Genomic DNA, 21,641 nt, shown 5'->3' with positions numbered 1-21,641 from the left:
CGCAGCTCTCGAATTCTCTACGGAAACCCGCACCGGCGACCTGTGGCGTCGTGCGAAGAAAGCAGACGAACTCATGTCTCACCTGCTCGATGGCGTCAACGCCGCCTCCCTGCGTACGGACGTCCCGGCCTTCCGCCCGGGTGACACGATCAACGTGCACGTCCGCGTGATCGAGGGCAACCGCTCCCGTATCCAGCAGTTCAAGGGCGTCGTCATCCGCCGCCAGGGCTCCGGCGTCTCGGAGACCTTCACGGTCCGCAAGGTCTCCTTCAGCGTCGGCGTGGAGCGTACCTTCCCGGTCCACTCCCCGATCTTCGAGAAGATCGAGCTCGTCACCCGCGGTGACGTGCGTCGCGCCAAGCTGTACTTCCTCCGTGAGCTCCGCGGCAAGGCCGCGAAGATCAAGGAGAAGCGCGACCGCTGATCTCCTCTCCGGGTCCCGGGGACGGCCGGATAGGCTCGCCCCCGATGGACACCGAAGCAGAGCTCACACAGCGCGGCCACTCCTCCCCCGAGCAGGGGGCGGAGCGGTCGCGCTCTGCTTTTTCCAGGGCGCGTGCGCTGTTCGGGACCCGCGGCGGTTCCCGGACCTGGCGGCGGGCCGGCGTGCTCGGCGTGGTCTGTACGGTCTTCCTGCTGCTGGTCAGCAATTTCGTGGTCCAGCCCTTCCTGATCCCCAGCCGCTCGATGGAACCGACCCTGCAGGTCGGCGACCGGCTCCTGGTGAACAAGCTGGCGTACCGTTTCGGCGCCGTGCCGCAGCGGGGGGACGTGGTGGTCTTCGACGGCACCGGGTCCTTCGTACGGGAACCCGCCCGCGGCAACCCGGTCGGCGACGCCGTCCACGGCGCCGCCTCCGCGCTCGGGCTCGCGGAGCCCTCCGACACCGACTTCGTGAAGCGGGTCGTGGGCGTCGGCGGGGACGACGTGGTGTGCTGCGACGCGCGCGGCCGGATCCGGGTCAACGGGGTCGCCGTGGACGAGCCGTACCTGTTTCCCGGTGACACCCCCTCGAAGGTGCCCTTCCGGATCGTCGTCCCGCTGGGGACCCTGTGGGTCATGGGGGACCACCGCTCCCAGTCCCGTGACTCCCGGGACCACCTGGGGGAGCCGGGCGGAGGGATGGTGCCGGTGGAGAAGGTGATCGGGCGGGCCGACTGGATCGGCTGGCCGGTGTCGCGCTGGGGCGCGCTGCCGGGCACGGCCGCGGCCGGGGGCCCGCATGGGTAGCCGGGGGCGGCCGCGGGGCGGCCGGGAGCCGGAACCCCGCCCGGAGGCCGAGCCGCTGCCGGAGCCGGAGCCGGCGGAGGCCGGCGGACGGGCCCAGCGCCGCCGGGCGGCGCGCAAGGTGCGGCGGCGCCGGCGTACCCGGCGGGTGGGGGAGCTGCCGCTGCTGGTGGCGGTGGCCCTGTGCATAGCCCTGGTGCTCAAGACGTTCCTCGTGCAGGCGTTCTTCATCCCGTCGGGCTCGATGGAGCAGACGATCCGGATCGGCGACCGGGTGCTGGTGGACAAGCTGACCCCGTGGTTCGGCTCCAAGGTCGAGCGCGGCGACGTCGTCGTCTTCAAGGACCCCGGAGGATGGCTCAAGGGCGAGGCGGCCCGGCCCGCCCAGGACCCGGCCGGCGTGAAGCAGATCAAGCAGACCCTGACCTTCATCGGCCTGCTGCCCTCGGCCGACGAGCAGGACCTGATCAAGCGGGTCATCGGCCTCGGCGGCGACACCGTGGCCTGCTGCGACAACCGGGGGCGGGTGACCGTCAACGGCAGGCCGCTCGATGAGCCTTACGTGTCACCCGGGAACTCCCCGTCGGACATCCCCTTCGAGGTACACGTACCCGCCGGGCGGCTGTTCGTGATGGGCGACCACCGCGCCAATTCGGCCGATTCCCGCTACCACCTCGACGAGGCATTCGAGGGCACCATCGACGAGAAGGGCGTGGTGGGACAGGCCGTGGTGATCGCCTGGCCGTTCGACCACTGGCGCCGGCTGGAGCAGCCCGCGACCTTCCTCGACGTTCCGGATCCGGTACGCGCCGGGCGGCGGCAGCGGCCCGGCGGGCGCCGTCGGGCCACCGCGTTCGCATAGTGTGTTCCCGGTCTCCCGCGCCTTAGGGAACTCCCGCTCGTTAAGGGAGGGGAGGGCCCGCTCCTGTTCCGGCGCGGGCGGTGGTTTTCCGAGTGAGGAGTGGATGTGGGGGATGTGGCGGTAGGCGCTCGATCCGGACGCGATGAGGGCGAGGAGCGGCCGGACGATGCCGTCACGCACGAGACCGACGAGGCGGCCGCTGGAGCGACGCAGCACCGTTCCTTCTGGAAGGAGCTCCCGCTCCTCATCGGCATCGCCCTGGTGCTCGCCCTGCTGATCAAGACGTTCCTGGTCCAGGCGTTCTCGATCCCGTCCGACTCGATGCAGAACACCCTGCAGCGCGGTGACCGGGTGCTGGTGGACAAGCTCACCCCGTGGTTCGGCTCGGAGCCCGAGCGCGGCGAGGTCGTCGTCTTCCACGACCCGGCCCACTGGCTGGAAGGGGAGCCCACCCCCGAGCCCAACGTCGTGCAGAAGGTCCTCAGCTGGATCGGCCTGATGCCGTCCGCCGAGGAGAAGGACCTGATCAAGCGCACCATCGCCATCGGCGGGGACACCGTGGAGTGCAAGAAGGGGGGACCGGTCGTCGTCAACGGCAAGGAGCTGGACGAGCCGTACATCTACCCCGGCAACACCCCTTGCGACGACGCCCCGTTCGGCCCGATCACCGTGCCCAAGGGCAAGATCTGGGTCATGGGCGACCACCGCCAGAACTCCCAGGACTCCCGCTACCACATGCAGGACTCCACCCAGGGCTTCGTGCCGGTCAAGGACGTCGTCGGGCGGGCCGTGGTCGTCGCCTGGCCGGTCACCCGCTGGGCCACCCTGCCGGTCCCGGACACCTTCGACCAGAAGGGCATCGACAAGCAGCTCCCGGCCCCCCTGCACTCGCCGCAGGCCTCCGGGCTCGGCTCGACCGGGGTCAACTCGGCCGCGCTGGGGATCGTGGGTGCGGTGCCCCTCGTCCTGTGGCGCCGGCGGAGGCTGACCAAGGGCTCTACCGCCCGGTAGGGTGCCGCCCAGGCCGGCCATCGCCGGGTGGTGGCCATCTCCGGGTATGGGGGCGCACCAATGGGCGGAACACAGGCAATACGCGCGAGCGGCAGAGACGGCCGCGGCGGGCTCGGCAACGCCTTGTCGGGCATCGCCGTGGCCATCGGCTTCGCGCTCTTCCTCGGCGGCTTCGTCTGGGGGGCGCTGGTGTACCAGCCCTACACGGTCCCGACGAACTCCATGGTGCCCACCGTGCAGCCCGGCGACCGGGTACTGGCCGAGCGGATCGGCGGCGCCGAGGTGCGCCGCGGGGACGTGGTGGTCTTCAAGGACGCCCAGTGGAGCGACTCGCCCATGGTCAAGCGGGTCGTGGCCGTCGGCGGCGACACCGTCAGCTGCTGCGGCCAGGGCGGCAGGCTGACCGTGAACGGAAAGCCGCTGGAGGAGCCGTACGTGGACCAGGCCGGCCGTGACGCGCTGGCCGCGGGGACGACGTCCTTCGAGGTGACCGTGCCCGAGGGCAACCTCTTCCTGATGGGCGACCGCCGTTCGGGCTCCCTGGACTCGCGGGCGCACCTCCAGGACGCCGGCCAGGGGACGGTGCCCCGGTCGGCGGTCGAGGCCAGGGTCGACGCGCTGGCGTGGCCGAGCATGAAGATGCTGGACCGGCCGCAGAACTTCGCCGCCCTCCCCGGCGGGACCTCGCAGCCCGGGCCGCTGCGGCTCCAGGTGGGCGCGGTACTGGGCGGAGCCGCCCTCGTCGTACTGGGGGCCGCCTACGGGCCGGTCGCCCGGGTCCTGGGGCGCGGACGGGCGCGGGGGCGTTCCGGTGGGCGCTGAGCCGGGCGCCGGGCCCGGCGCCCGGCAGCTCCGGAAGGTGTCCCGGGTGGTCCTGCTGGACCCAGAGGACCGGATCCTGCTGCTGCACGGCTTCGAGCCGGGCGATCCCGCCGACACGTGGTGGTTCACCCCGGGCGGGGGGCTGGAGGGCGACGAGACCCGGGAGCAGGCCGCGCTGCGGGAGCTCGCTGAGGAGACGGGGATCACCGAGGTGGAGCTGGGGCCCGTGCTGTGGCGCCGCTACTGCTCCTTCCCCTTCGACGGCAGGCGCTGGGAGCAGGACGAGTGGTATTTCCTGGCCCGGACCACCCGGACGGCGACCGCGATGGGCGGCCTCACCGAGCTGGAGCGGCGCAGCGTCACGGGGGCGAGATGGTGGACCTCCGAGGAACTTCTCGCGGCCCGTGAGACGGTGTACCCGACCAAGCTCGCCGGGCTGCTGAGGACGCTGCTCGACGACGGTCCCCCGGGTGCTCCGGTGGTCCTGCCCCCGGAAATCGTTTAGGGGCGCACGGCGCTGGCGCACAATAGGGGGACGCACGGCTGAAGGGGAACATGCCATGAGCGCCGAGGACCTCGAAAAGTACGAGACCGAGATGGAGCTGAAGCTCTATCGGGAGTACCGCGACGTCGTCGGGCTGTTCAAGTACGTGATCGAGACGGAACGCCGTTTCTACCTCACCAACGACTACGAGATGCAGGTGCACTCGGTCCAGGGGGAGGTGTTCTTCGAGGTCACGATGGCCGACGCCTGGGTCTGGGACATGTACCGGCCCGCCCGCTTCGTCAAGCAGGTGCGGGTGCTGACCTTCAAGGACGTGAACATCGAGGAGCTCAACAAGAGCGACCTCGAACTGCCGGGCGGCTGAGCCGGCCGGGCCTGCCGGGAGCCGCCCTCCTCACCCGTAGGGGTGAGCGGGATATCCACAACGCCCGGGCTGTCCACCAAGATCCACTCGGTGGAGCGGGACGCGGGATCGTCGGTGCCGGAGGTGGTGCCGGATGAACGCGAAGGGCGTGGCACGACAGGCAATGGGGCGGTACGGCGAGGAGCTCGCCGTGCGGCGCCTCACCGAGTCCGGGATGACGGTGATCGCCCGGAACTGGCGGTGCCGGGGCGGGGAGATCGACATCGTCGCGCGGGACGGGGACGCCCTCGTCGTGTGCGAGGTCAAGACGCGCCGCGCGGGTGACTTCGAGCACCCCATGGCAGCGGTCCGGGCCGGGAAGGCCGAGCGGCTGCGCCGGCTCGCCGGGCGCTGGCTCGCCGACCACGGGGGGCCGCCGCCGGGCGGGGTGCGGATCGACCTGGTCGGGGTCCTGCTGCCCAGGCGCGGCGCGCCCGTGGTGGAGCACGTCAGGGGGGCGGCCTGATGGGGTTCGCGCGGGCCTGCTCGGTGGCCCTGGTGGGCGTCGAGGGCGTGGTGGTGGAGGTCCAGGCCGACCTGGAGCCGGGCGTCGCGGCCTTCACCCTCGTGGGGCTGCCCGACAAGACCCTGGTCGAGAGCCGGGACCGGGTACGGGCGGCGGTGGTGAACTCCGGCGCCCCCTGGCCGCAGAAGAAGCTCACGGTCGGACTCAGCCCGGCGTCCGTCCCGAAGGCCGGCGCCCATTTCGACCTGGCCGTCGCGGCCGCCGTCCTGGGGGCCGCCGAGGTGGTGGACCCCGGGGCGATCGCCGACCTCGTGCTCATCGGGGAGCTGGGCCTCGACGGCCGGGTGCGCCCGGTCCGGGGGATCCTCCCGGCCGTGGTCGCCGCCGCCGACGCGGGGTACCGGCAGGTGGTGGTGCCGCAGCAGTGCGCGGCCGAGGCCGCCCTGGTCCCCGAGGTGTCGGTGCTGGGCGTGCGCAGCCTGCGGCAGCTGATCGCCGTACTGACCGACGCCCCGGTGCCCGAGGAGGACCCGCCGGACGGGGAGGGCCGCCCCGACCCGATGCTGGCGGGGCTGGTCCTGCCGGGCGCCGGACTCGGTACGGGCCTGGCCCGGGGCGGGGAGGATGCCCCGGACTTCCCCGACCTCGCCGACGTCGCCGGCCAGCACGGCGCCCGCCGCGCCCTGGAGGTCGCCGCCTCCGGAGGACACCACCTCTTCCTCAACGGGCCCCCGGGCGCCGGCAAGACCATGCTCGCCGAGCGGCTGCCCTGGATCCTGCCGCCGCTCACCCGACAGGACTCCCTGGAGGTGACGGCCGTCCACTCGGTCGCGGGAATCCTGCCGCCCGGCGAACCGCTGGTCTCCCGGCCCCCGTACTGCGCCCCGCACCACTCGGCGACCATGCAGTCCCTGGTCGGCGGCGGGGCCGGGATCCCCCGGCCCGGGGCGGTCTCCCTGGCCCACAAAGGGGTGCTCTTCCTGGACGAGGCGGCCGAGTTCAGCGGGAAGGTGCTGGACGCCCTGCGCCAGCCCCTCGAAGCCGGGCACGTGGTCATCGCCCGGGCCGCCGGGGTGGTACGGCTGCCCGCCCGCTTCCTGATGGTCCTCGCCGCGAACCCGTGCCCCTGCGGGCGGCACACCCTGAACGGGTCCGGCTGCGAGTGCCCCACCCCGGTGATCCGGCGCTACCAGGCCCGGCTGTCGGGCCCGCTGCTCGACCGGGTCGACCTGAGGGTCGAGGTCGAACCGGTCACCCGCTCCGACCTGCTGGGCCGGGGCGGCCGCGGCGAGGCCACGCGGGACGTCGCCGACCGGGTGCGGGAGGCCCGGGAGCGGGCCGCCGCCCGGTACGCCGGCACCCCCTGGCGGCTCAACGCGGAGGTCCCCGGGCACGAGCTGCGCACCCGCTGGCCGGCCGGCCCCGGCGCCCTGGCCCAGGCCGAGCGGGACCTGGAGCGCGGACTGCTCACCGCCCGGGGGCTGGACCGGGTGCTGCGGGTCGCCTGGACCGTGGCCGACCTGCGCGGCCGCGACCGCCCCGAGGCGCTGGACGCGGCCGTCGCACTGGAGCTGCGCACCGGCATCGCCCGCGGGGCGGCGCTGGCCATGGGGGCGGGGTCATGACCGTCGCCGCGCAGCCGGACCCCGGGGTCCTGGCCCGGGCCGCGCTGACCCGGGTGCTGGAGCCCGGCGACGAGCACGGCGGGCGCTGGCTGCGCGAGCTCGGCCCCGTCGCCCTGATGGGGATCCTGACGGCGGCGGCGGCCGACGCGGACCCCGGCCCGCTGACCGGGGTGGGCCCCGAGCGGCTCGCCGGGTACCGCAGACGGGCGGCGCTCGCGGAGCCCGCGCGGGACCTGGCCCGGGCCGCCGAAGAGGACGTCCGGTTCGTCTGCCCCGGCTCCGCGGAGTGGCCGACCCAGCTGGACGACCTCGGCGACGCCCGGCCCGTCGGGCTGTGGCTGCGGGGCCGTCCCAACCTGCGCAGCTGGGCCCTGCGCTCGGTCGCCCTGGTCGGGGCCCGCGCCTGCACCCCGTACGGGGCCCACATGGCGCAGACCCTGGCCGCCGGGCTCGCCGAGCGCGGCTGGGTGGTGGTCTCCGGGGCGGCGTACGGGATCGACGGCGCCGCCCATCGCGGGGCCCTCGCCTCCGGCGGAGCCACGGCCGCGGTCCTGGCCTGCGGGGTGGACACGGTCTACCCGCGCGGCCACGCCGGGCTGCTGGGCCGGATCACCCGCCAGGGGCTGGTGCTGGGCGAACTGCCGCCCGGCAGCCACCCCACGCCCAGCCGGTTCGTCCTGCGCAACCGGGTCATCGCCGCCCTCACCCGGGGAACCGTCGTCGTGGAGGCCGCCCACCGCAGCGGCTCCCTGGTCACCGCCCGCCGGGCCCAGCAGCTGGGCCGCCTCACCATGGGCGTCCCCGGCCCCGCCACCAGCGGACTCTCCGCCGGGGTGCACGAACTGCTGCGCGGCGAGGCGGTGCTGGTCACCGACGCCGCCGAGGTGGTCGAACTGGTCGGCGACATCGGCGAGCTGGCCCCCGTCCCGCGCGGTCCGGTCCTCGCCCGCGACCTGCTGGATCCCGCGGCCGCGCGGGTCCTCGAAGCGCTCCCCGCCGGCCGGCCCGCCGACGTGGACGAGATCTCCCTCGGCGCGGGCACCGGCACCGATGAAGTCATCGGCAGACTGTACGAACTTCACTCTCTGGGGTTCGTCGAACGGCAGGGCGACGCCTGGCGGTTGACCCGGCGCGGACCGAAGGGGGAGGTGTAATCCGGAGCCGTCCGGCGAGGCGGTCGTTGACCTGGGGTGTTCCGGTGAAAGAGTGAAGGCGATGAGAGACGCGGTCTTCCCCGAGGCGGCCGCCCGGGCCGTGCGCGAGGCACCGGTCCCGGGCCGCCCGCGCGGGTCCGGACGCCCCTGCGCCCCTGCGCCATCCCGTACTCTTCGCGCACCGCGACACTTCCGTCACGCTACGCTCCCAAGGAATCCGGCTCCGGCAAAGGCGAAGCATGCCCCAGCACACCTCAGGGTCCGACCGCGCTGCGGTGCCACCCGCTGCCCGTGGCGGCGTGCGGTCCACCGAGCCCTCGTCCCTGGAGCTGCTCTGGCGCTCATACAAGGACTCGGGTGACGAGCGGCTGCGGGAGCAGCTGATCCTGCACTACTCGCCGCTGGTCAAATACGTGGCGGGCCGGGTCAGCGTCGGCCTCCCGCCCAATGTGGAACAGGCCGACTTCGTCTCCTCCGGGGTCTTCGGACTGATCGACGCGATCGAGAAGTTCGACATCGAGCGGTCCATCAAGTTCGAGACCTACGCGATCACCCGCATCCGCGGCGCGATGATCGACGAGCTGCGGGCGCTGGACTGGATCCCGCGCTCCGTCCGCCAGAAGGCCCGCGCCGTGGAGCGCGCCTACGCCACCCTGGAGGCCCAGCTGCGGCGCACTCCCACCGAGGGCGAGGTCGCGGGGGAGATGGGGATCGGGGTCGAGGAACTCCACACCGTCTTCAGCCAGTTGTCCCTGGCCAACGTGGTCGCCCTGGAGGAGCTGCTGCACGTGGGCGGGGAAGGCGGCGACCGCCTCTCCCTGATGGACACCCTGGAGGACACCGCCGCCGACAACCCCGTGGAGGTGGCCGAGGACCGGGAGCTGCGCCGGCTGCTCGCACGGGCCATCAACACCCTTCCCGAGCGGGAGAAGACCGTGGTGACCCTCTACTACTACGAGGGCCTCACCCTCGCCGAGATCGGCCACGTCCTCGGCGTCACCGAGAGCCGGGTCAGCCAGATCCACACCAAGTCCGTGCTCCAGCTGCGCGCCAAACTCGCCGACGTCGGCCGCTGACCGGGCAGCGACCGCGGAGCGGCCGTGGAGCTTGCGCACCCTCCGTACAGTGGTGACGTGCCCAGGATTCGAGCGGCCTCCGTGGCCGAGCACCGGTCGATGCAGCGCGGCGCCCTGTTGGACGCGGCGCGTTCCCTGCTGTCGGAAGGCGGGACCGACGCCCTGACCTTCCCCGCCCTCGCGGAGCGGACCGGCCTCGCCCGGTCCTCCGTGTACGAGTACTTCAAGTCGCGCGCGGCCGTCGTCGAAGAGCTGTGCGCGGTGGACTTCCCCGTCTGGGCCGCCGAGATCGAGGCGGCGATGGAGGCGGCGGACACGCCCGGGGCCAAGATCGAGGCCTATGTGCGCAGCCAGCTGGACCTGGTGGGCGACCGCCGCCACCGTGCGGTGGTGGCGATCTCCGCGGGCGAGCTGGACTCGGGAGCCCGCGAGAAGATCCGCGCCGCCCACGGCGGCCTGGTGGCGATGATCGTCGAGGCGCTGGAGGCCCTCGGGCAGCCGGAACCCCGCCTGGCCGCGATGCTGCTCCAGGGGGTCGTGGACGCGGCGGCCCGCCGCATCGAGCTCGGCGCCGCCGAGGAGCCGGCCGTGATCACCGAAACCGCCGTCGCCATGGCCCTGCGCGGCATCAGCGGCTAGGGGGTGTCCGGCGTCGACGGCAGCAGCCGCGGTGTGGGCCGGGGGAGCAGTGCGAGCGGGTTGAGGTAGGCGTCCTCGCCCGCCAGGAGCCCCCAGTGCAGACACGGCCCGGGGCAGTGGGAGCCCTCCGTGAGCACGGCCACCACCTGGCCCGCCGTGACCGCCTCCCCTTCCGCCACCAGCGGCCGCACCGGCTCGTACGTGGTCCGCAGCCCGCCCGGGAGGGTGAGCGACAGCACGCCCCGCCCGGCGACCGGCCCCGCGAAGTGCACCCGCCCCGGCCCCACGGCCCGCACCTCGGCCCCCGCCGGGGCCGACAGGTCCACCCCGCGGTGCCCCGCCGCGTACGGGGTCGGGGGCGGGTCCCACCACCGGGCCACGGACAGCGGCGCGGGCAGGGGCCGCACCGCCGGGAAGCCCCCGGCGGGGGCGGCGCCCGGGGCCGGGACCGAGGCCCCGTACAGGGCCAGGAGCAGGGTGAACAGCAGTGTCGTCGTCATGCGCACAGCGTCCCGCGCGGGCGCCCCGGCCCGCCCGCGCCTGTGGACGGCCGAAAGGGTGTGGACAAGGGCGTCACCCGGCATACCGCCGGGTCCCGTACACTTCTTGTGGCGATCCGGGTCACCGGGTCGACTTCGCACGCCCCAGCGCCGACCGGTTCCGGTCAGGTGAAAGCGTCTCTCGGTCCCTCCAAGGGGCAGGGCGCGGCGGGGCGTCAGGAACCAAAACCGAGAAACCAAGGAGATGGCCATGGCCGTCGTAACGATGCGGGAGCTGCTGGAGAGCGGCGTCCACTTCGGTCACCAGACCCGTCGCTGGAACCCGAAGATGAAGCGCTTCATCTTCACCGAGCGCAACGGCATCTACATCATCGACCTGCTCCAGTCGCTGTCGTACATCGACCGCGCCTACGAGTTCGTGAAGGAGACCGTCGCGCACGGCGGTTCCATCATGTTCGTCGGTACGAAGAAGCAGGCGCAGGAGGCCATCGCCGAGCAGGCGACCCGCGTCGGCATGCCGTACGTCAACCAGCGCTGGCTGGGTGGCATGCTCACCAACTTCTCCACCGTCTACAAGCGCCTTCAGCGTCTGAAGGAGCTTGAGGCGATCGACTTCGAGGACGTCGCCGCCTCGGGTCTCACCAAGAAGGAGCTCCTGGTCCTCTCCCGCGAGAAGGCCAAGCTGGAGAAGACCCTCGGTGGTATCCGCGAGATGTCGAAGGTTCCCAGCGCCGTCTGGATCGTCGACACCAAGAAGGAGCACATCGCCGTCGGTGAGGCGCGCAAGCTGCACATCCCGGTCGTCGCGATCCTCGACACCAACTGCGACCCCGACGAGGTCGACTACAAGATCCCGGGCAACGACGACGCCATCCGCTCCGTCACCCTGCTCACCCGCGTGATCGCCGACGCCGTCGCCGAGGGCCTCATCGCCCGCTCCGGCGCTGCGACCGGTGACTCGAAGCCGGGCGAGAAGGCCGCCGCCGAGCCGCTCGCCGAGTGGGAGCGCGACCTCCTCGAGGGCGAGAAGAAGGCTGACGCCGAGGCCCCCGCCGCCGAGGCTGCCCCGGCCGCCGACGCTGAGGCTGCCCCGGCCGCCGAGGCTGCCGAGGCTGCCCCGGCCGCCGACGCCGAGCAGGCCTGACCCACTGAGAGCGCCCGGCGTTCATCCGCCGGGCACTCGCAGCACGGACGATGACGGCGGGGGAGCCGCGCCACGAGCGCGCTCCTCCGCCGTTCACCCGTAGATCTACGACTTCGAGAGAGAATCACAGACTCATGGCGAACTACACCGCCGCTGACGTCAAGAAGCTCCGCGAGCTCACCGGCGCCGGCATGCTGGACTGCAAGAACGCGCTCGTCGAGGCCGACGGCGACGTCACCAAGGCCAACGAGATCCTGCGCGTCAAGGGCCTGAAGGGTGTCGCCAAGCGCGAGGGCCGTTCCGCCGAGAACGGTGCCGTCACCTCCCTGATCTCCGACGACGCCACCTCCGGTGTGCTCGTCGAGCTCAAGTGCGAGACCGACTTCGTGGCCAAGAGCCCGAAGTTCCTGGCCGTCGCCGACCAGCTCGCCGCCCACGTGGCCGCCACCAAGCCCGCCGACATCGAGGCGCTCCTGGCGTCCGAGATCGAGGCCGGCAAGACCGTCCAGGCGTTCGTGGACGAGGCCAACGCCAACCTCGGCGAGAAGATCGTCCTGGACCGCTTCGCGGCGTACGAGGGTGCCTTCGTGGCCTCCTACATGCACCGCACCATGCCCGACCTGCCCCCGCAGATCGGTGTCCTGGTCGAGCTGGACAAGGCCGACGCCGACCTGGCCAAGGGCATCGCCCAGCACATCGCCGCCTTCGCGCCGAAGTACCTCACCGCCGAGGACGTCCCGGCCGAGATCGTCGAGTCCGAGCGCCGCGTCGCCGAGGAGACCACCCGCGCCGAGGGCAAGCCCGAGGCCGCGATCGCCAAGATCGTCGAGGGTCGCGTCAACGGCTTCTTCAAGGACGCCACGCTGCTCGGCCAGCCGTACGCGCTGGACAACAAGAAGTCCGTCCAGAAGGTTCTGGACGAGGCCGGTGTCACCCTGAAGCGCTTCACCCGCATCAAGGTCGGCATCTGAGTCCGTCCGTACGCGACGGACACCGGACCCCGATAGGGTCTGAGGCAGTCGTCCGCGCTTGCGCCGGACGACCGCAGATCTGACGAGGAGGCCATTGCCGCAGAGGGAACCGCGAGGACCCACCGGCAATGGCCTTCTTCGTATGTGCACGAGGAGATCTCCATGAATCAGGGCGTGGACACCCACACCGCATCCCACGACAAGAGCGACCACGAGAAGAAGGGTCGCCGCTTCATGCTGAAGCTGTCCGGCGAAGCCTTCTCCGGCGGCGGCGGGCTGGGTGTCGACCCTGACGTCGTGCACGCCATCGCCCGCGAGATCGCGGCCGTGGTCCGAGACGGCGCCGAGATCGCGGTCGTCATCGGCGGCGGCAACTTCTTCCGCGGCGCCGAGCTGCAGCAGCGCGGCATGGACCGGGCGCGGTCCGACTACATGGGCATGCTCGGCACCGTCATGAACTGCCTCGCCCTCCAGGACTTCCTGGAGAAGGAGGGCATCGACAGCCGCGTCCAGACCGCCATCACCATGGGCCAGGTCGCGGAGCCGTACATCCCGCTGCGCGCCGTCCGGCACCTGGAGAAGGGCCGCGTCGTCATCTTCGGCGCCGGTATGGGCATGCCGTACTTCTCCACCGACACCACGGCCGCCCAGCGCGCCCTGGAGATCGACGCCGAGGCCCTCCTCATGGGCAAGAACGGCGTCGACGGGGTCTACGACTCCGACCCGAAGACCAACCCGGACGCGGTGAAGTTCGACGCGCTGGAGTACAACGAGGTGCTGTCCCGGGACCTCAAGGTCGCCGACGCCACGGCCATCACGCTGTGCCGCGACAACACGCTCCCGATCCTGGTCTTCGAACTGCTCGCCGAAGGCAATATCGCCCGTGCCGTCAAGGGTGAGAAGATCGGCACGCTCGTGAGCGACCAGGGCACCCGGGTCTGAGCCCGTCGCACCGGGCCCTCCGGGGCCCGGTCCGGGCGGCCCGCACCGCCCCGCCCGCCTGAACCATCCATTCAAGACATGCAGGAGCACGTGGTGATCGAAGAAATCCTCCTCGAGGCCGAGGAGAAGATGGAGAAGGCCGTCGTCGTCGCCAAGGAAGACTTCGCCGCGATTCGCACGGGCCGTGCGCACCCGGCGATGTTCAACAAGATCGTGGCGGACTACTACGGTGCCATCACGCCCATCAACCAGCTCGCCTCCTTCTCGGTGCCCGAGCCGCGCATGGCGATCGTGACCCCGTTCGACAAGAGCGCCCTGCGCAACATCGAGCAGGCGATCCGCGACTCCGACCTGGGCGTCAACCCCAGCAACGACGGCAATATCATCCGGGTGACCTTCCCCGAGCTGACGCAGGACCGCCGCAAGGAGTTCATCAAGGTCGCCAAGACCAAGGCCGAGGACTCCCGCGTCTCCATCCGCTCCGTGCGCCGCAAGGCCAAGGACGCCCTCGACAAGCTGGTCAAGGACAAGGAGGCCGGCGAGGACGAGGTGCGCCGCGCCGAGAAGGAGCTCGACGACACCACCGCGAAGTACGTCGCGCAGGTGGACGAGCTGCTCAAGCACAAGGAAGCCGAGCTCCTCGAGGTCTGATGAACGACTCTCCCTGGGCCGCTGAGCCGGTACCGGCGGGTCCCGCATACGATGCGCTCGTGGGCCCGCAGACCGCGCCCATGTCCATCGTGCCCGATGCCGCCGGCCGTGCGTTCGACGACCGGGAAGCACGCGATCGGGGGGCCGCCTTCGCCGGCGGCCCCCCGCTCCGTACCGAGATGCCGTTGCAGGAGCCCATGCCCAGCCCCCCGCCCCCGCCCTCGCAGGCTCCGCAGGACGCCTCGCCCCCGCCGCAGAAGAAGCGCGCGGGGCGGGATCTGCGTGCCGCCATAGGGGTCGGCGTCGGCCTCGGCGCGGTGATCTTCGCTTCGCTGTTCATCGTCAAGGCCGTCTTCGTCGGCGTGATCGTCGTCGCGGTCGTCGTCGGCCTGTGGGAGCTCACCTCCCGGCTCCAGGAGAAGAAGGGCATCAAGGCGCCGCTGGTACCGCTCGCGGTCGGCGGCGCGGCGATGGTCATCGCGGGCTACGTCCGCGGGGCCGAGGGCGCCTGGATCGCCATGGCGCTGACCGCGCTGGCGGTGCTCGTCTGGCGGATGACGGAACCGCCCGAGGACTACCTCAAGGACGTCACCGCGGGCGTCTTCGCGGCGTTCTACGTGCCCTTCCTGGCCACCTTCGTCGCGATGCTCCTCACGGCCGAGGACGGCCCGCAGCGGGTGGTGACCTTCCTGCTGCTGACCGTCGTCAGCGACACCGGGGCCTACGCCGTGGGCTGGCGCTTCGGCAAGACCAAGCTCGCCCCCCGCATCAGCCCCGGGAAGACCCGCGAGGGACTCTTCGGAGCGGTGGCCTTCGCAATGGCGGCCGGCGCGCTGTGCATGGAGTTCCTGATCGACGGGGGCTCCTGGTGGCAGGGCCTGCTGCTGGGCCTGGCCGTCGCCGTCAGCGCGACCCTGGGCGACCTCGGCGAGTCGATGATCAAGCGTGACCTGGGCATCAAGGACATGGGTACGCTGCTCCCGGGCCACGGGGGCATCATGGACCGCCTCGACTCCCTGCTGCCGACGGCCCCGGTCGTCTGGCTGCTGCTGGCGGCCTTCGTCGGCACCGGCTGACGGGTCCGGGCCGGGTTATCCTGGAGGGCGCGCCGTGTTCACGCGGCGCGCTCTTTCCGTCCAGCGGCCGAGCCGCCGCGGACCGGCCCTGCACGCGCGGGGTGACCCCCACCCCGTCGTACCGAGGAGTACCGCATGGCCCCCCGTCCCGCTCCGGGTGAGCTCACTTTCGTCGCGCCGCGCGGGGCCAAGAAGCCGCCCCGGCACCTCGCCGACCTCACCCCGGCCGAGCGCCGCGAGGCGGTGGCCGCGATCGGCGAGAAGCCGTTCCGGGCCAAGCAGCTCTCCCAGCACTACTTCGCCCGCTACGCGCACGACCCGGCCGAGTGGACCGACATCCCGGCCGCCTCGCGCGAGAAGCTCCAGCAGGAGCTGCTGCCGGAGCTCATGAACGTGGTCCGGCACATCAGCTGCGACGACGACACCACCCGCAAGACCCTGTGGAAGCTGCACGACGGCACGCTCGTCGAGTCCGTGCTGATGCGCTACCCCGACCGGGTCACCATGTGCATCTCCTCGCAGGCCGGCTGCGGTATGAACTGCCCGTTCTGCGCCACCGGCCAGGCCGGCCTCGACCGCAACCTCTCCACCGCCGAGATCGTGCACCAGATCGTCGACGGCATGCGCGCGCTGCGCGACGGGGAGGTCCCCGGCGGCCCCGCCCGCCTGTCCAACATCGTCTTCATGGGCATGGGCGAGCCGCTCGCCAACTACAACCGCGTCGTCGGCGCCATCCGCCGCCTCACCGACCCGGAGCCCGACGGCCTGGGCCTGTCGCAGCGCGGCATCACCGTCTCCACCGTCGGCCTGGTCCCGGCCATGCTGCGGTTCGCCGACGAGGGCTTCAAGTGCCGCCTCGCCGTCTCCCTGCACGCCCCGGACGACGAGCTGCGCGACACCCTCGTCCCCGTGAACACCCGCTGGAAGGTCCGCGAGGTCCTCGACGCGGCCTGGGAGTACGCCGAGAAGTCCGGCCGCCGCATCTCCATCGAGTACGCCCTGATCCGCGACATCAACGACCAGGCCTGGCGCGGCGACCTGCTCGGCCGCCTGCTCAAGGGCAAGCGCGTGCACGTCAACCTGATCCCGCTGAACCCGACCCCGGGCTCGAAGTGGACCGCCTCGCGCCCCGAGGACGAGAAGGCCTTCGTCGAGGCCATCGCCCGGCACGGCGTGCCCGTGACCGTGCGGGACACCCGCGGTCAGGAGATCGACGGTGCGTGCGGACAGCTCGCCGCGAGCGAGCGGTAGGCTGGCCCGCGTACATCTGCATATTCCGACAGGGGAGCGCCACAGCGCTGAGAGTGCGGCAACACGTTTTCAGATCGAGCACCGTGGCCGCAGACCCTCTGAACCTCGCCCAGGTCATTCTGGGTAGGAAGTTCGGTCACCACCTCAAGCTGTTGCGCCCTGCCCGGGCGCCCCGCTCCACCAGAGCGGCCGGGCAGGGCCGCGTCTTCTCCTGGTCAACCCAGGAGGAATGAACCGTGAGCACCACCAAGAAGATCGCGGGTGCGGCGCTGGCCGCGGCCCTCGGCGTCAGCACGCTCGCCGCGTGCGGCGGCGCTACCAAGGACAAGGACGGGGCCGCCGCGAGCGGCTCCCCGAAGTCCAAGACCATCACGCTGGTCTCCCACGACTCCTTCAACGTGACCGAATCGGTCCTCAAGGAGTTCGAGCAGCAGAGCGGCTACACCGTCAAGGTGCTGAAGTCCGGGGACGCCGGCGCCGCGCTCAACCAGGAGATCCTCACCAAGGGCTCCCCGCGCGGCGACGTCTTCTTCGGCGTCGACAACACGCTCCTCTCCCGCGCCCTCGACAACGGGATCTTCACCCCGTACGAGGCCAAGGGCCTGGCGGACGTCAAGCCCGAGTACGTCCTCGACAAGCAGCACCGGGTCACCCCGGTCGACTCCGGCGACATCTGCGTCAACTACGACAAGGCCTACTTCGCCGACAAGAAGATCGCCCCGCCGCAGACGCTGGACGACCTGGTCAAGCCGGAGTACAAGGACCTGCTGGTCACCGAGAACGCCGCCACCTCCTCGCCCGGCCTCGGCTTCCTCCTCGCCTCCGTCGGCAAGTACGGCGAGGACGGCTGGAAGGACTACTGGACCAAGCTCAAGGCCAACGGCGTCGAGGTCGTCGACGGCTGGGAGCAGGCCTACAACGAGCGCTTCTCCGGCTCCGCGGGCGGCAAGAAGGCCAAGGGCGACCGCCCGCTGGTCGTCTCCTACGCCTCCAGCCCGCCGGTCGAGGTCCTCTACGGCGAGCCCCAGCCGGCCGAGGCCCCCACGGGCGTGGCCACCGGCACCTGCTTCCGCCAGGTCGAGTTCGCCGGTCTGCTGAAGGGCGCGAAGAACGAGGAGGGCGGCAAGGCCCTCATCGACTTCCTGATCGGCAAGAAGTTCCAGGAGGACATGCCGCTCCAGATGTTCGTGAACCCGGTGGTCAAGGACGCGAAGCTGCCGGAGGTGTTCACGAAGCACGGCGTGGTGGTCGACAAGCCCGAGAACGTGGCCCCCGAGACCATCGCGAAGAACCGTGACCAGTGGGTCAAGGCATGGTCCTCGATCGTCGTGAAGTAGTTCGCGACGGCTCCCCGAAGGAAGGCGGGCGTGCCACCGCCGTCAGACTGGCTCTGATGGCCGTGCCGCTCGCCTTCTTCGGGCTGTTCTTCGCCTATCCCGTCACCGCGATCGTCGGCCGCGGGTTCAGGACGGACGAGGGCTGGCGGTTCGGCCGGATCGGCGAGGTCCTCACCCAGCCCGACATCGCCGGGGTGCTGTGGTTCACCACCTGGCAGGCGCTCGCCTCGACCGCGCTCACCCTGCTCGTCGCGCTCCCCGGCGCGTACGTCTTCGCGCGCTTCTCCTTCCCCGGCAAGCAGCTGCTGCGCGCGCTGGTCACCGTCCCCTTCGTGCTGCCGACCGTGGTCGTCGGCACGGCCTTCCTGGCACTGGTCGGGCGCGGCGGGCTGCTGGACGAGCTGTGGGGCGTGCGGCTGGACACCACCGTGTGGGCGATCCTGCTCGCCCACGTCTTCTTCAACTACGCCGTCGTCGTACGGACGGTCGGCGGGCTGTGGGCCCAGCTGGACCCGCGCCAGGAGGAGGCCGCCCGGGTACTGGGGGCCGGGCGGTTCGCGGCCTGGCGGCGGGTGACCCTGCCCGCGCTCGCCCCGGCGGTGGCCGCCGCCGCGCTGATGGTGTTCCTGTTCACCTTCAGCTCCTTCGGCGTCGTACAGATCCTGGGCGGGCCCTCGTACGCCACGCTGGAGGTCGAGGTCTACCGGCAGACGGCGCAGCTGCTGGACCTGCCGACGGCCGCGGTGCTGACGCTGGTCCAGTTCGCTGCCGTCGGGGTGATCCTCGGCGTGCACGCCCGGACCGTGCGCCTCAGGGAGACCGCGCTGCGGCTCGTCGACCCCGCGCGCACCGCGCACCCGCCGCGCGGCTGGGCGCAGCGCGGGCTGCTGGGCGGGGTGCTGCTGACCGTGGCGCTGCTGATCGTGGCCCCGCTGGCGGTGCTGGTGGAGCGGTCCCTGGATGCGCCAGGCGGGTACGGGTTCGGGTTCTACCGGGCCCTCCAGGAGGCGGGTTCCGGAGGCGGAACGTTTCTGGTGCCGCCGCTGGAGGCCATCTGGAACTCCCTGCAGTACGCGCTCGCCGCCACCGCCATCGCCCTGGCCGTCGGCGGTCTCGCGGCCGCGGCGCTGGCCCGGCGGGCGGGCCGCTTCGTCCGCGGCTTCGACGCGCTGCTGATGCTGCCGCTGGGGGTGTCCGCCGTGACGGTGGGCTTCGGGTTCCTGATCACCCTGGACGAGCCGCCGCTGGACCTGCGGACATCCTGGATCCTGGTGCCTCTGGCGCAGGCGCTGGTCGGGGTGCCGTTCGTGGTCCGGACGATGCTGCCGGTGCTGCGGGCGGTGGACGGGCGGCTGCGGGAGGCCGCGGCCGTGCTGGGGGCCTCGCCGCTGCGGGTCTGGCGGGAGGTGGACCTGCCGCTGGTGCGGCGGGCGGTGCTGATCGCGGCGGGCTTCGCCTTCGCGGTCTCGCTGGGCGAGTTCGGCGCGACGGTGTTCATCGCCCGGCCGGACCGTCCGACGCTGCCGGTGGCCGTGGCCCGGCTGCTGGGGCGGGCCGGTGAGATGAACTACGGGCAGGCCATGGCCCTGAGCACGATTCTGATGCTGGTGTGCGCGGTGTCCCTGCTGGTGCTGGAGCGACTGCGACCCGACAAGACCTCGGGAGAGTTCTGATGACCCTGCTCCGGCTCGAAGGGGTGACGGTCCGCTTCGGCGACCGGGCGGTCGTGGACGCGGTGGACCTGGAGGTCGCCGAGCACGAGACCGTCTGCGTGCTGGGGCCGAGCGGCAGCGGCAAGTCCACCCTGCTGCGGGTGGTGGCCGGACTGCAGCCGCCCTCCGCCGGGCGGGTGCTGCTGGGGGGCGCCGACCAGGCCGGGGTGCCGGTGCACCGGCGCGGGGTGGGCCTGATGTTCCAGGACCACCAGCTGTTCCCGCACCGGGACGTCGGCGGGAACGTCGGCTTCGGCCTGCGCGTACGGGGCTCCGCGAAGGCCGGGTACGCGGAGCGGGTCGCGGGCCTGCTGGAACTGGTCGGGCTCCCGGGGGCCCAGGGCCGGGCGGTGGCCTCGCTGTCCGGCGGTGAGCAGCAGCGGGTCGCCCTGGCCCGGGCGCTGGCCCCCTCGCCGCGGCTGCTGATGCTGGACGAGCCCCTCGGCCAGCTGGACCGGGGGCTGCGCGAGCGGCTGGTGGTCGAGCTACAGGGGCTGTTCTCCCGGCTGGGCACCACCGTGCTGGCCGTCACCCACGACCAGGGCGAGGCCTTCGCCCTGGCCGACCGGGTGGTGGTGATGCGGGACGGGCGGATCGCGCAGGCGGGCACCCCGCTGGAGGTGTGGCAGCGGCCGGCCTCGGAGTTCGTGGCGCGGTTCCTCGGCTTCGAGAACGTGGTCCCGGCGACGGTGTCGGGGGACGCGGCCGCCACCCCGTGGGGGAAGCTCCCCGTACCGGCCGGCTCCCCCGAGGGGGAGCAGCGGCTGCTGGTCCGCCCGGCCGGGGTGGTGCTGTGCGCGGCCGGGCTGGACTGCGTGGTGGAGTCCCGTACCTTCCGGGGCACGCACGTGGCCCTGCTGCTGCGGCCGCAGGCGGGGCCCGTGCTGGAGGCGGAGTGCGAGCTGGCCGCCGCCCCGGCCGTGGGGGACCGGGTCGCGGTGTCCTTCACGCCCTCCGAGGTGGTCGTACTCCCGGCCGCCTAGGCCAGAAGGGAGCCGCGGGCCGCCGTCCCTCAGGCCGCCCGGATGCCGTCGACGGCGATCGGCAGGTGGCGGGGGCCGCGCAGGACCGCGTTCTGCCGGTAGGGCGGCGGGTCCTCCAGCAGCCGCGGGCTGTCCAGCCTGCGGGCCAGCTCGCTGAGGGCCAGTGCCGCCTCCAGCCGGGCCAGCGGCGCCCCGAAGCAGCTGTGGATGCCGCTGCCGAGGCCCAGGTGCTGGACGTCCTCGCGGTCGGGGTCGAAGCGGTCCGGGTCATCGAACCGCTTGGGGTCGCGGTTGCCGGAGGCCAGGATCAGCCAGAGCGAGGAGCCCTTGGGGATGTTCACCCCCGCCACCTCGATGTCGGCCAGGGTGCTGCGCTGCGGCAGCAGCTGCACCGGCGGCTCGTAGCGCAGCAGCTCCTCCACCATCGGTACGGCCAGGTTCGGCTCGGAGCGCAGCCGCTCCAGGGTCTCCGGGTGGCGCATCAGGGTGAGCATGCCGTTGGTGATCAGGTTGACGGTGGTCTCGTGCCCGGCGATCAGCAGCAGCGCCGCCGTGCTCAGCACCTCCATCGTGCTCATCGTGCCGTCCGGCCCCTGCCCGGTCGCCAGCTCCGAGAGCATGTCCCCGGTCGGGCTCTTGCGGCGCTCCTCGATCAGCCCGGCCAGGTACATGCCGAGCTCCATGCGGGAGTCCTGCGTCTTCTTGGCGCGTTCGGCGGGGTCGGCGTCCGGATCGGGGTCCAGGCTCGCGGCGAGGGTGTCGGCCCAGACGTGGAAGCGGGCCTCGTCCTCGGGCGGGACGCCCAGCAGCCGGCAGATCACCGTCACGGGGAAGGGGTAGGAGAACTCCTCGACCAGGTCGATCCGGTTCGGGTCGCCCTTCTCGGCGATGGTGTCGATCAGCCCGGTGACGATGCCGCCCAGTTCGCCACGCATCTCGTGGACGCGGCGCGGGGAGTGCGGGGGCCCGAAGGGGCGGTTCGTCATCCGGCGCAGCCGGTCGTGGTCGGGCGGGTCCAGCTTCAGGAAGGACGGGGGCAGGACCTGTCCCTCGTCCTCGTCGCCCTCGTTCAGCAGGTCGCCGGCCGTCGCCGTCAGGTTGCGGGAGTCGGAGCTGATGCGCGGGTCGTGCAGCAGGCTCTTGATCTCGTAGTACGTGCTGACGACGTACGGGCCGTCCCCGTCGTGGAACACCGGGGTCTTGCGGAGCTCCTCGTACAGCGGATACGGGTTGGCACGGCTGGAGTAGTCGAGGATCTGCCGCAGGATGCCTTGGGTCATGAGA

22 protein-coding genes, 1 pseudogene and 1 riboswitch are annotated in these 21,641 nt (G+C 72.2%); of the genes and pseudogenes, 21 read left to right on the top strand and 2 right to left on the bottom strand.

The window, feature by feature from the left end; translation table 11 throughout:
- Nucleotides 1-73 precede the first annotated feature (73 nt).
- The 12 genes and pseudogenes from rplS (at nt 74) to AB0F18_RS01890 (ending at nt 9,790) form a co-directional block, all read left to right on the top strand.
- The gene (gene rplS / locus AB0F18_RS01945) at nt 74-424 is read left to right on the top strand and encodes a 50S ribosomal protein L19 (RefSeq protein ID WP_030227407.1); all 351 of its coding nucleotides are present in this window, start codon (nt 74-76) and stop codon (nt 422-424) included.
- A 44-nt stretch (nt 425-468) separates the two neighbouring features.
- Entirely contained in the window at nt 469-1,230 is a 762-nt protein-coding gene (gene lepB / locus AB0F18_RS01940; RefSeq protein ID WP_362053710.1) for a signal peptidase I, read from the top strand.
- Nucleotides 1,223-2,235: pseudogene (gene lepB / locus AB0F18_RS01935) on the top strand (signal peptidase I). The gene lepB (AB0F18_RS01940) and the pseudogene lepB (AB0F18_RS01935) overlap by 8 nt, the downstream one beginning before the upstream one ends.
- Entirely contained in the window at nt 2,204-3,100 is an 897-nt protein-coding gene (lepB, locus tag AB0F18_RS01930; protein WP_362053959.1) for a signal peptidase I, read from the top strand. Before lepB (AB0F18_RS01935) ends, lepB (AB0F18_RS01930) begins: the two are co-directional and overlap by 32 nt.
- Nucleotides 3,101-3,160: 60 nt before the next feature.
- Nucleotides 3,161-3,922: a signal peptidase I gene (gene lepB / locus AB0F18_RS01925; RefSeq protein ID WP_362053707.1), complete on the top strand. Its 762-nt coding sequence runs from the start codon at nt 3,161-3,163 to the stop codon at nt 3,920-3,922.
- A complete protein-coding gene (locus tag AB0F18_RS01920; protein ID WP_362053705.1) occupies nt 3,912-4,427 on the top strand; it encodes an NUDIX hydrolase in 516 nt (171 codons plus the stop codon). The genes lepB (AB0F18_RS01925) and AB0F18_RS01920 overlap by 11 nt, the downstream gene beginning before the upstream one ends.
- 55 nt (nt 4,428-4,482) lie before the next feature.
- Nucleotides 4,483-4,791 carry a DUF2469 domain-containing protein gene (locus AB0F18_RS01915; RefSeq protein ID WP_014675276.1) on the top strand — a complete coding sequence of 103 codons (309 nt, stop codon included), beginning with the start codon at nt 4,483-4,485 and terminating at the stop codon, nt 4,789-4,791.
- A 133-nt stretch (nt 4,792-4,924) separates the two neighbouring features.
- Nucleotides 4,925-5,296, top strand: coding sequence for a YraN family protein (locus AB0F18_RS01910; protein WP_362053702.1), 372 nt, complete (start codon nt 4,925-4,927; stop codon nt 5,294-5,296).
- Nucleotides 5,296-6,921: an ATP-binding protein gene (locus AB0F18_RS01905; protein ID WP_362053699.1), complete on the top strand. Its 1,626-nt coding sequence runs from the start codon at nt 5,296-5,298 to the stop codon at nt 6,919-6,921. The genes AB0F18_RS01910 and AB0F18_RS01905 overlap by 1 nt, the downstream gene beginning before the upstream one ends.
- The gene (gene dprA / locus AB0F18_RS01900) at nt 6,918-8,075 is read left to right on the top strand and encodes a DNA-processing protein DprA (RefSeq protein WP_362053696.1); all 1,158 of its coding nucleotides are present in this window, start codon (nt 6,918-6,920) and stop codon (nt 8,073-8,075) included. The genes AB0F18_RS01905 and dprA overlap by 4 nt, the downstream gene beginning before the upstream one ends.
- Before the next feature lie 239 nt (nt 8,076-8,314).
- On the top strand, nt 8,315-9,151 hold the full coding sequence (whiG, locus tag AB0F18_RS01895) for an RNA polymerase sigma factor WhiG (RefSeq protein ID WP_362053693.1): 837 nt from the start codon (nt 8,315-8,317) through the stop codon (nt 9,149-9,151).
- 81 nt (nt 9,152-9,232) lie between these two features.
- Nucleotides 9,233-9,790: a helix-turn-helix domain-containing protein gene (locus AB0F18_RS01890; RefSeq protein ID WP_362053956.1), complete on the top strand. Its 558-nt coding sequence runs from the start codon at nt 9,233-9,235 to the stop codon at nt 9,788-9,790.
- Here the strand turns inward: AB0F18_RS01890 and AB0F18_RS01885 are convergent.
- A complete protein-coding gene (locus tag AB0F18_RS01885; protein ID WP_362053690.1) occupies nt 9,787-10,290 on the bottom strand; it encodes a M23 family metallopeptidase in 504 nt (167 codons plus the stop codon). The two genes, AB0F18_RS01890 and AB0F18_RS01885, sit on opposite strands and share 4 nt — an antisense overlap.
- A gap of 250 nt (nt 10,291-10,540) precedes the next feature.
- Between AB0F18_RS01885 and rpsB the strand changes: the two genes are divergently transcribed.
- From rpsB to AB0F18_RS01840, 9 genes are all read left to right on the top strand, one after another.
- A complete protein-coding gene (gene rpsB, locus AB0F18_RS01880; protein ID WP_362053687.1) occupies nt 10,541-11,434 on the top strand; it encodes a 30S ribosomal protein S2 in 894 nt (297 codons plus the stop codon).
- A 134-nt stretch (nt 11,435-11,568) separates the two neighbouring features.
- Entirely contained in the window at nt 11,569-12,405 is an 837-nt protein-coding gene (gene tsf / locus AB0F18_RS01875; protein ID WP_362053684.1) for a translation elongation factor Ts, read from the top strand.
- 162 nt (nt 12,406-12,567) lie between these two features.
- Nucleotides 12,568-13,347 (top strand): UMP kinase, encoded by a 780-nt coding sequence (gene pyrH, locus AB0F18_RS01870; RefSeq protein WP_362053681.1) that lies wholly within the window; start codon nt 12,568-12,570, stop codon nt 13,345-13,347.
- Between the two features lie 93 nt (nt 13,348-13,440).
- On the top strand, nt 13,441-13,998 hold the full coding sequence (gene frr / locus AB0F18_RS01865) for a ribosome recycling factor (RefSeq protein ID WP_362053678.1): 558 nt from the start codon (nt 13,441-13,443) through the stop codon (nt 13,996-13,998).
- Entirely contained in the window at nt 13,998-15,074 is a 1,077-nt protein-coding gene (locus AB0F18_RS01860; RefSeq protein ID WP_362053675.1) for a phosphatidate cytidylyltransferase, read from the top strand. Before frr ends, AB0F18_RS01860 begins: the two co-directional genes overlap by 1 nt.
- 135 nt (nt 15,075-15,209) lie before the next feature.
- Nucleotides 15,210-16,325, top strand: coding sequence for a 23S rRNA (adenine(2503)-C(2))-methyltransferase RlmN (gene rlmN / locus AB0F18_RS01855; RefSeq protein ID WP_362053672.1), 1,116 nt, complete (start codon nt 15,210-15,212; stop codon nt 16,323-16,325).
- 20 nt (nt 16,326-16,345) lie between these two features.
- A riboswitch (TPP riboswitch) is annotated at nt 16,346-16,473 on the top strand.
- Between the two features lie 88 nt (nt 16,474-16,561).
- Nucleotides 16,562-17,662, top strand: coding sequence for a thiamine ABC transporter substrate-binding protein (locus AB0F18_RS01850; RefSeq protein WP_362053669.1), 1,101 nt, complete (start codon nt 16,562-16,564; stop codon nt 17,660-17,662).
- A gap of 56 nt (nt 17,663-17,718) precedes the next feature.
- Nucleotides 17,719-19,335, top strand: coding sequence for an iron ABC transporter permease (locus AB0F18_RS01845; RefSeq protein WP_362053666.1), 1,617 nt, complete (start codon nt 17,719-17,721; stop codon nt 19,333-19,335).
- Nucleotides 19,335-20,357 (top strand): ABC transporter ATP-binding protein, encoded by a 1,023-nt coding sequence (locus AB0F18_RS01840; RefSeq protein ID WP_362053663.1) that lies wholly within the window; start codon nt 19,335-19,337, stop codon nt 20,355-20,357. The genes AB0F18_RS01845 and AB0F18_RS01840 overlap by 1 nt, the downstream gene beginning before the upstream one ends.
- Nucleotides 20,358-20,386: 29 nt before the next feature.
- On the opposite strand, the gene AB0F18_RS01835 is transcribed toward AB0F18_RS01840, so the two are convergent.
- Nucleotides 20,387-21,637 carry a cytochrome P450 gene (locus AB0F18_RS01835; RefSeq protein ID WP_362053661.1) on the bottom strand — a complete coding sequence of 417 codons (1,251 nt, stop codon included), beginning with the start codon at nt 21,635-21,637 and terminating at the stop codon, nt 20,387-20,389.
- Between the last annotated feature and the right edge of the window lie 4 nt (nt 21,638-21,641).

The organism is Streptomyces sp. NPDC029216 (assembly GCF_040648015.1).
Classification (GTDB): Bacteria; Actinomycetota; Actinomycetes; order Streptomycetales; family Streptomycetaceae; genus Streptomyces.
This window is presented reverse-complemented; position numbering and strand designations above follow the sequence as displayed.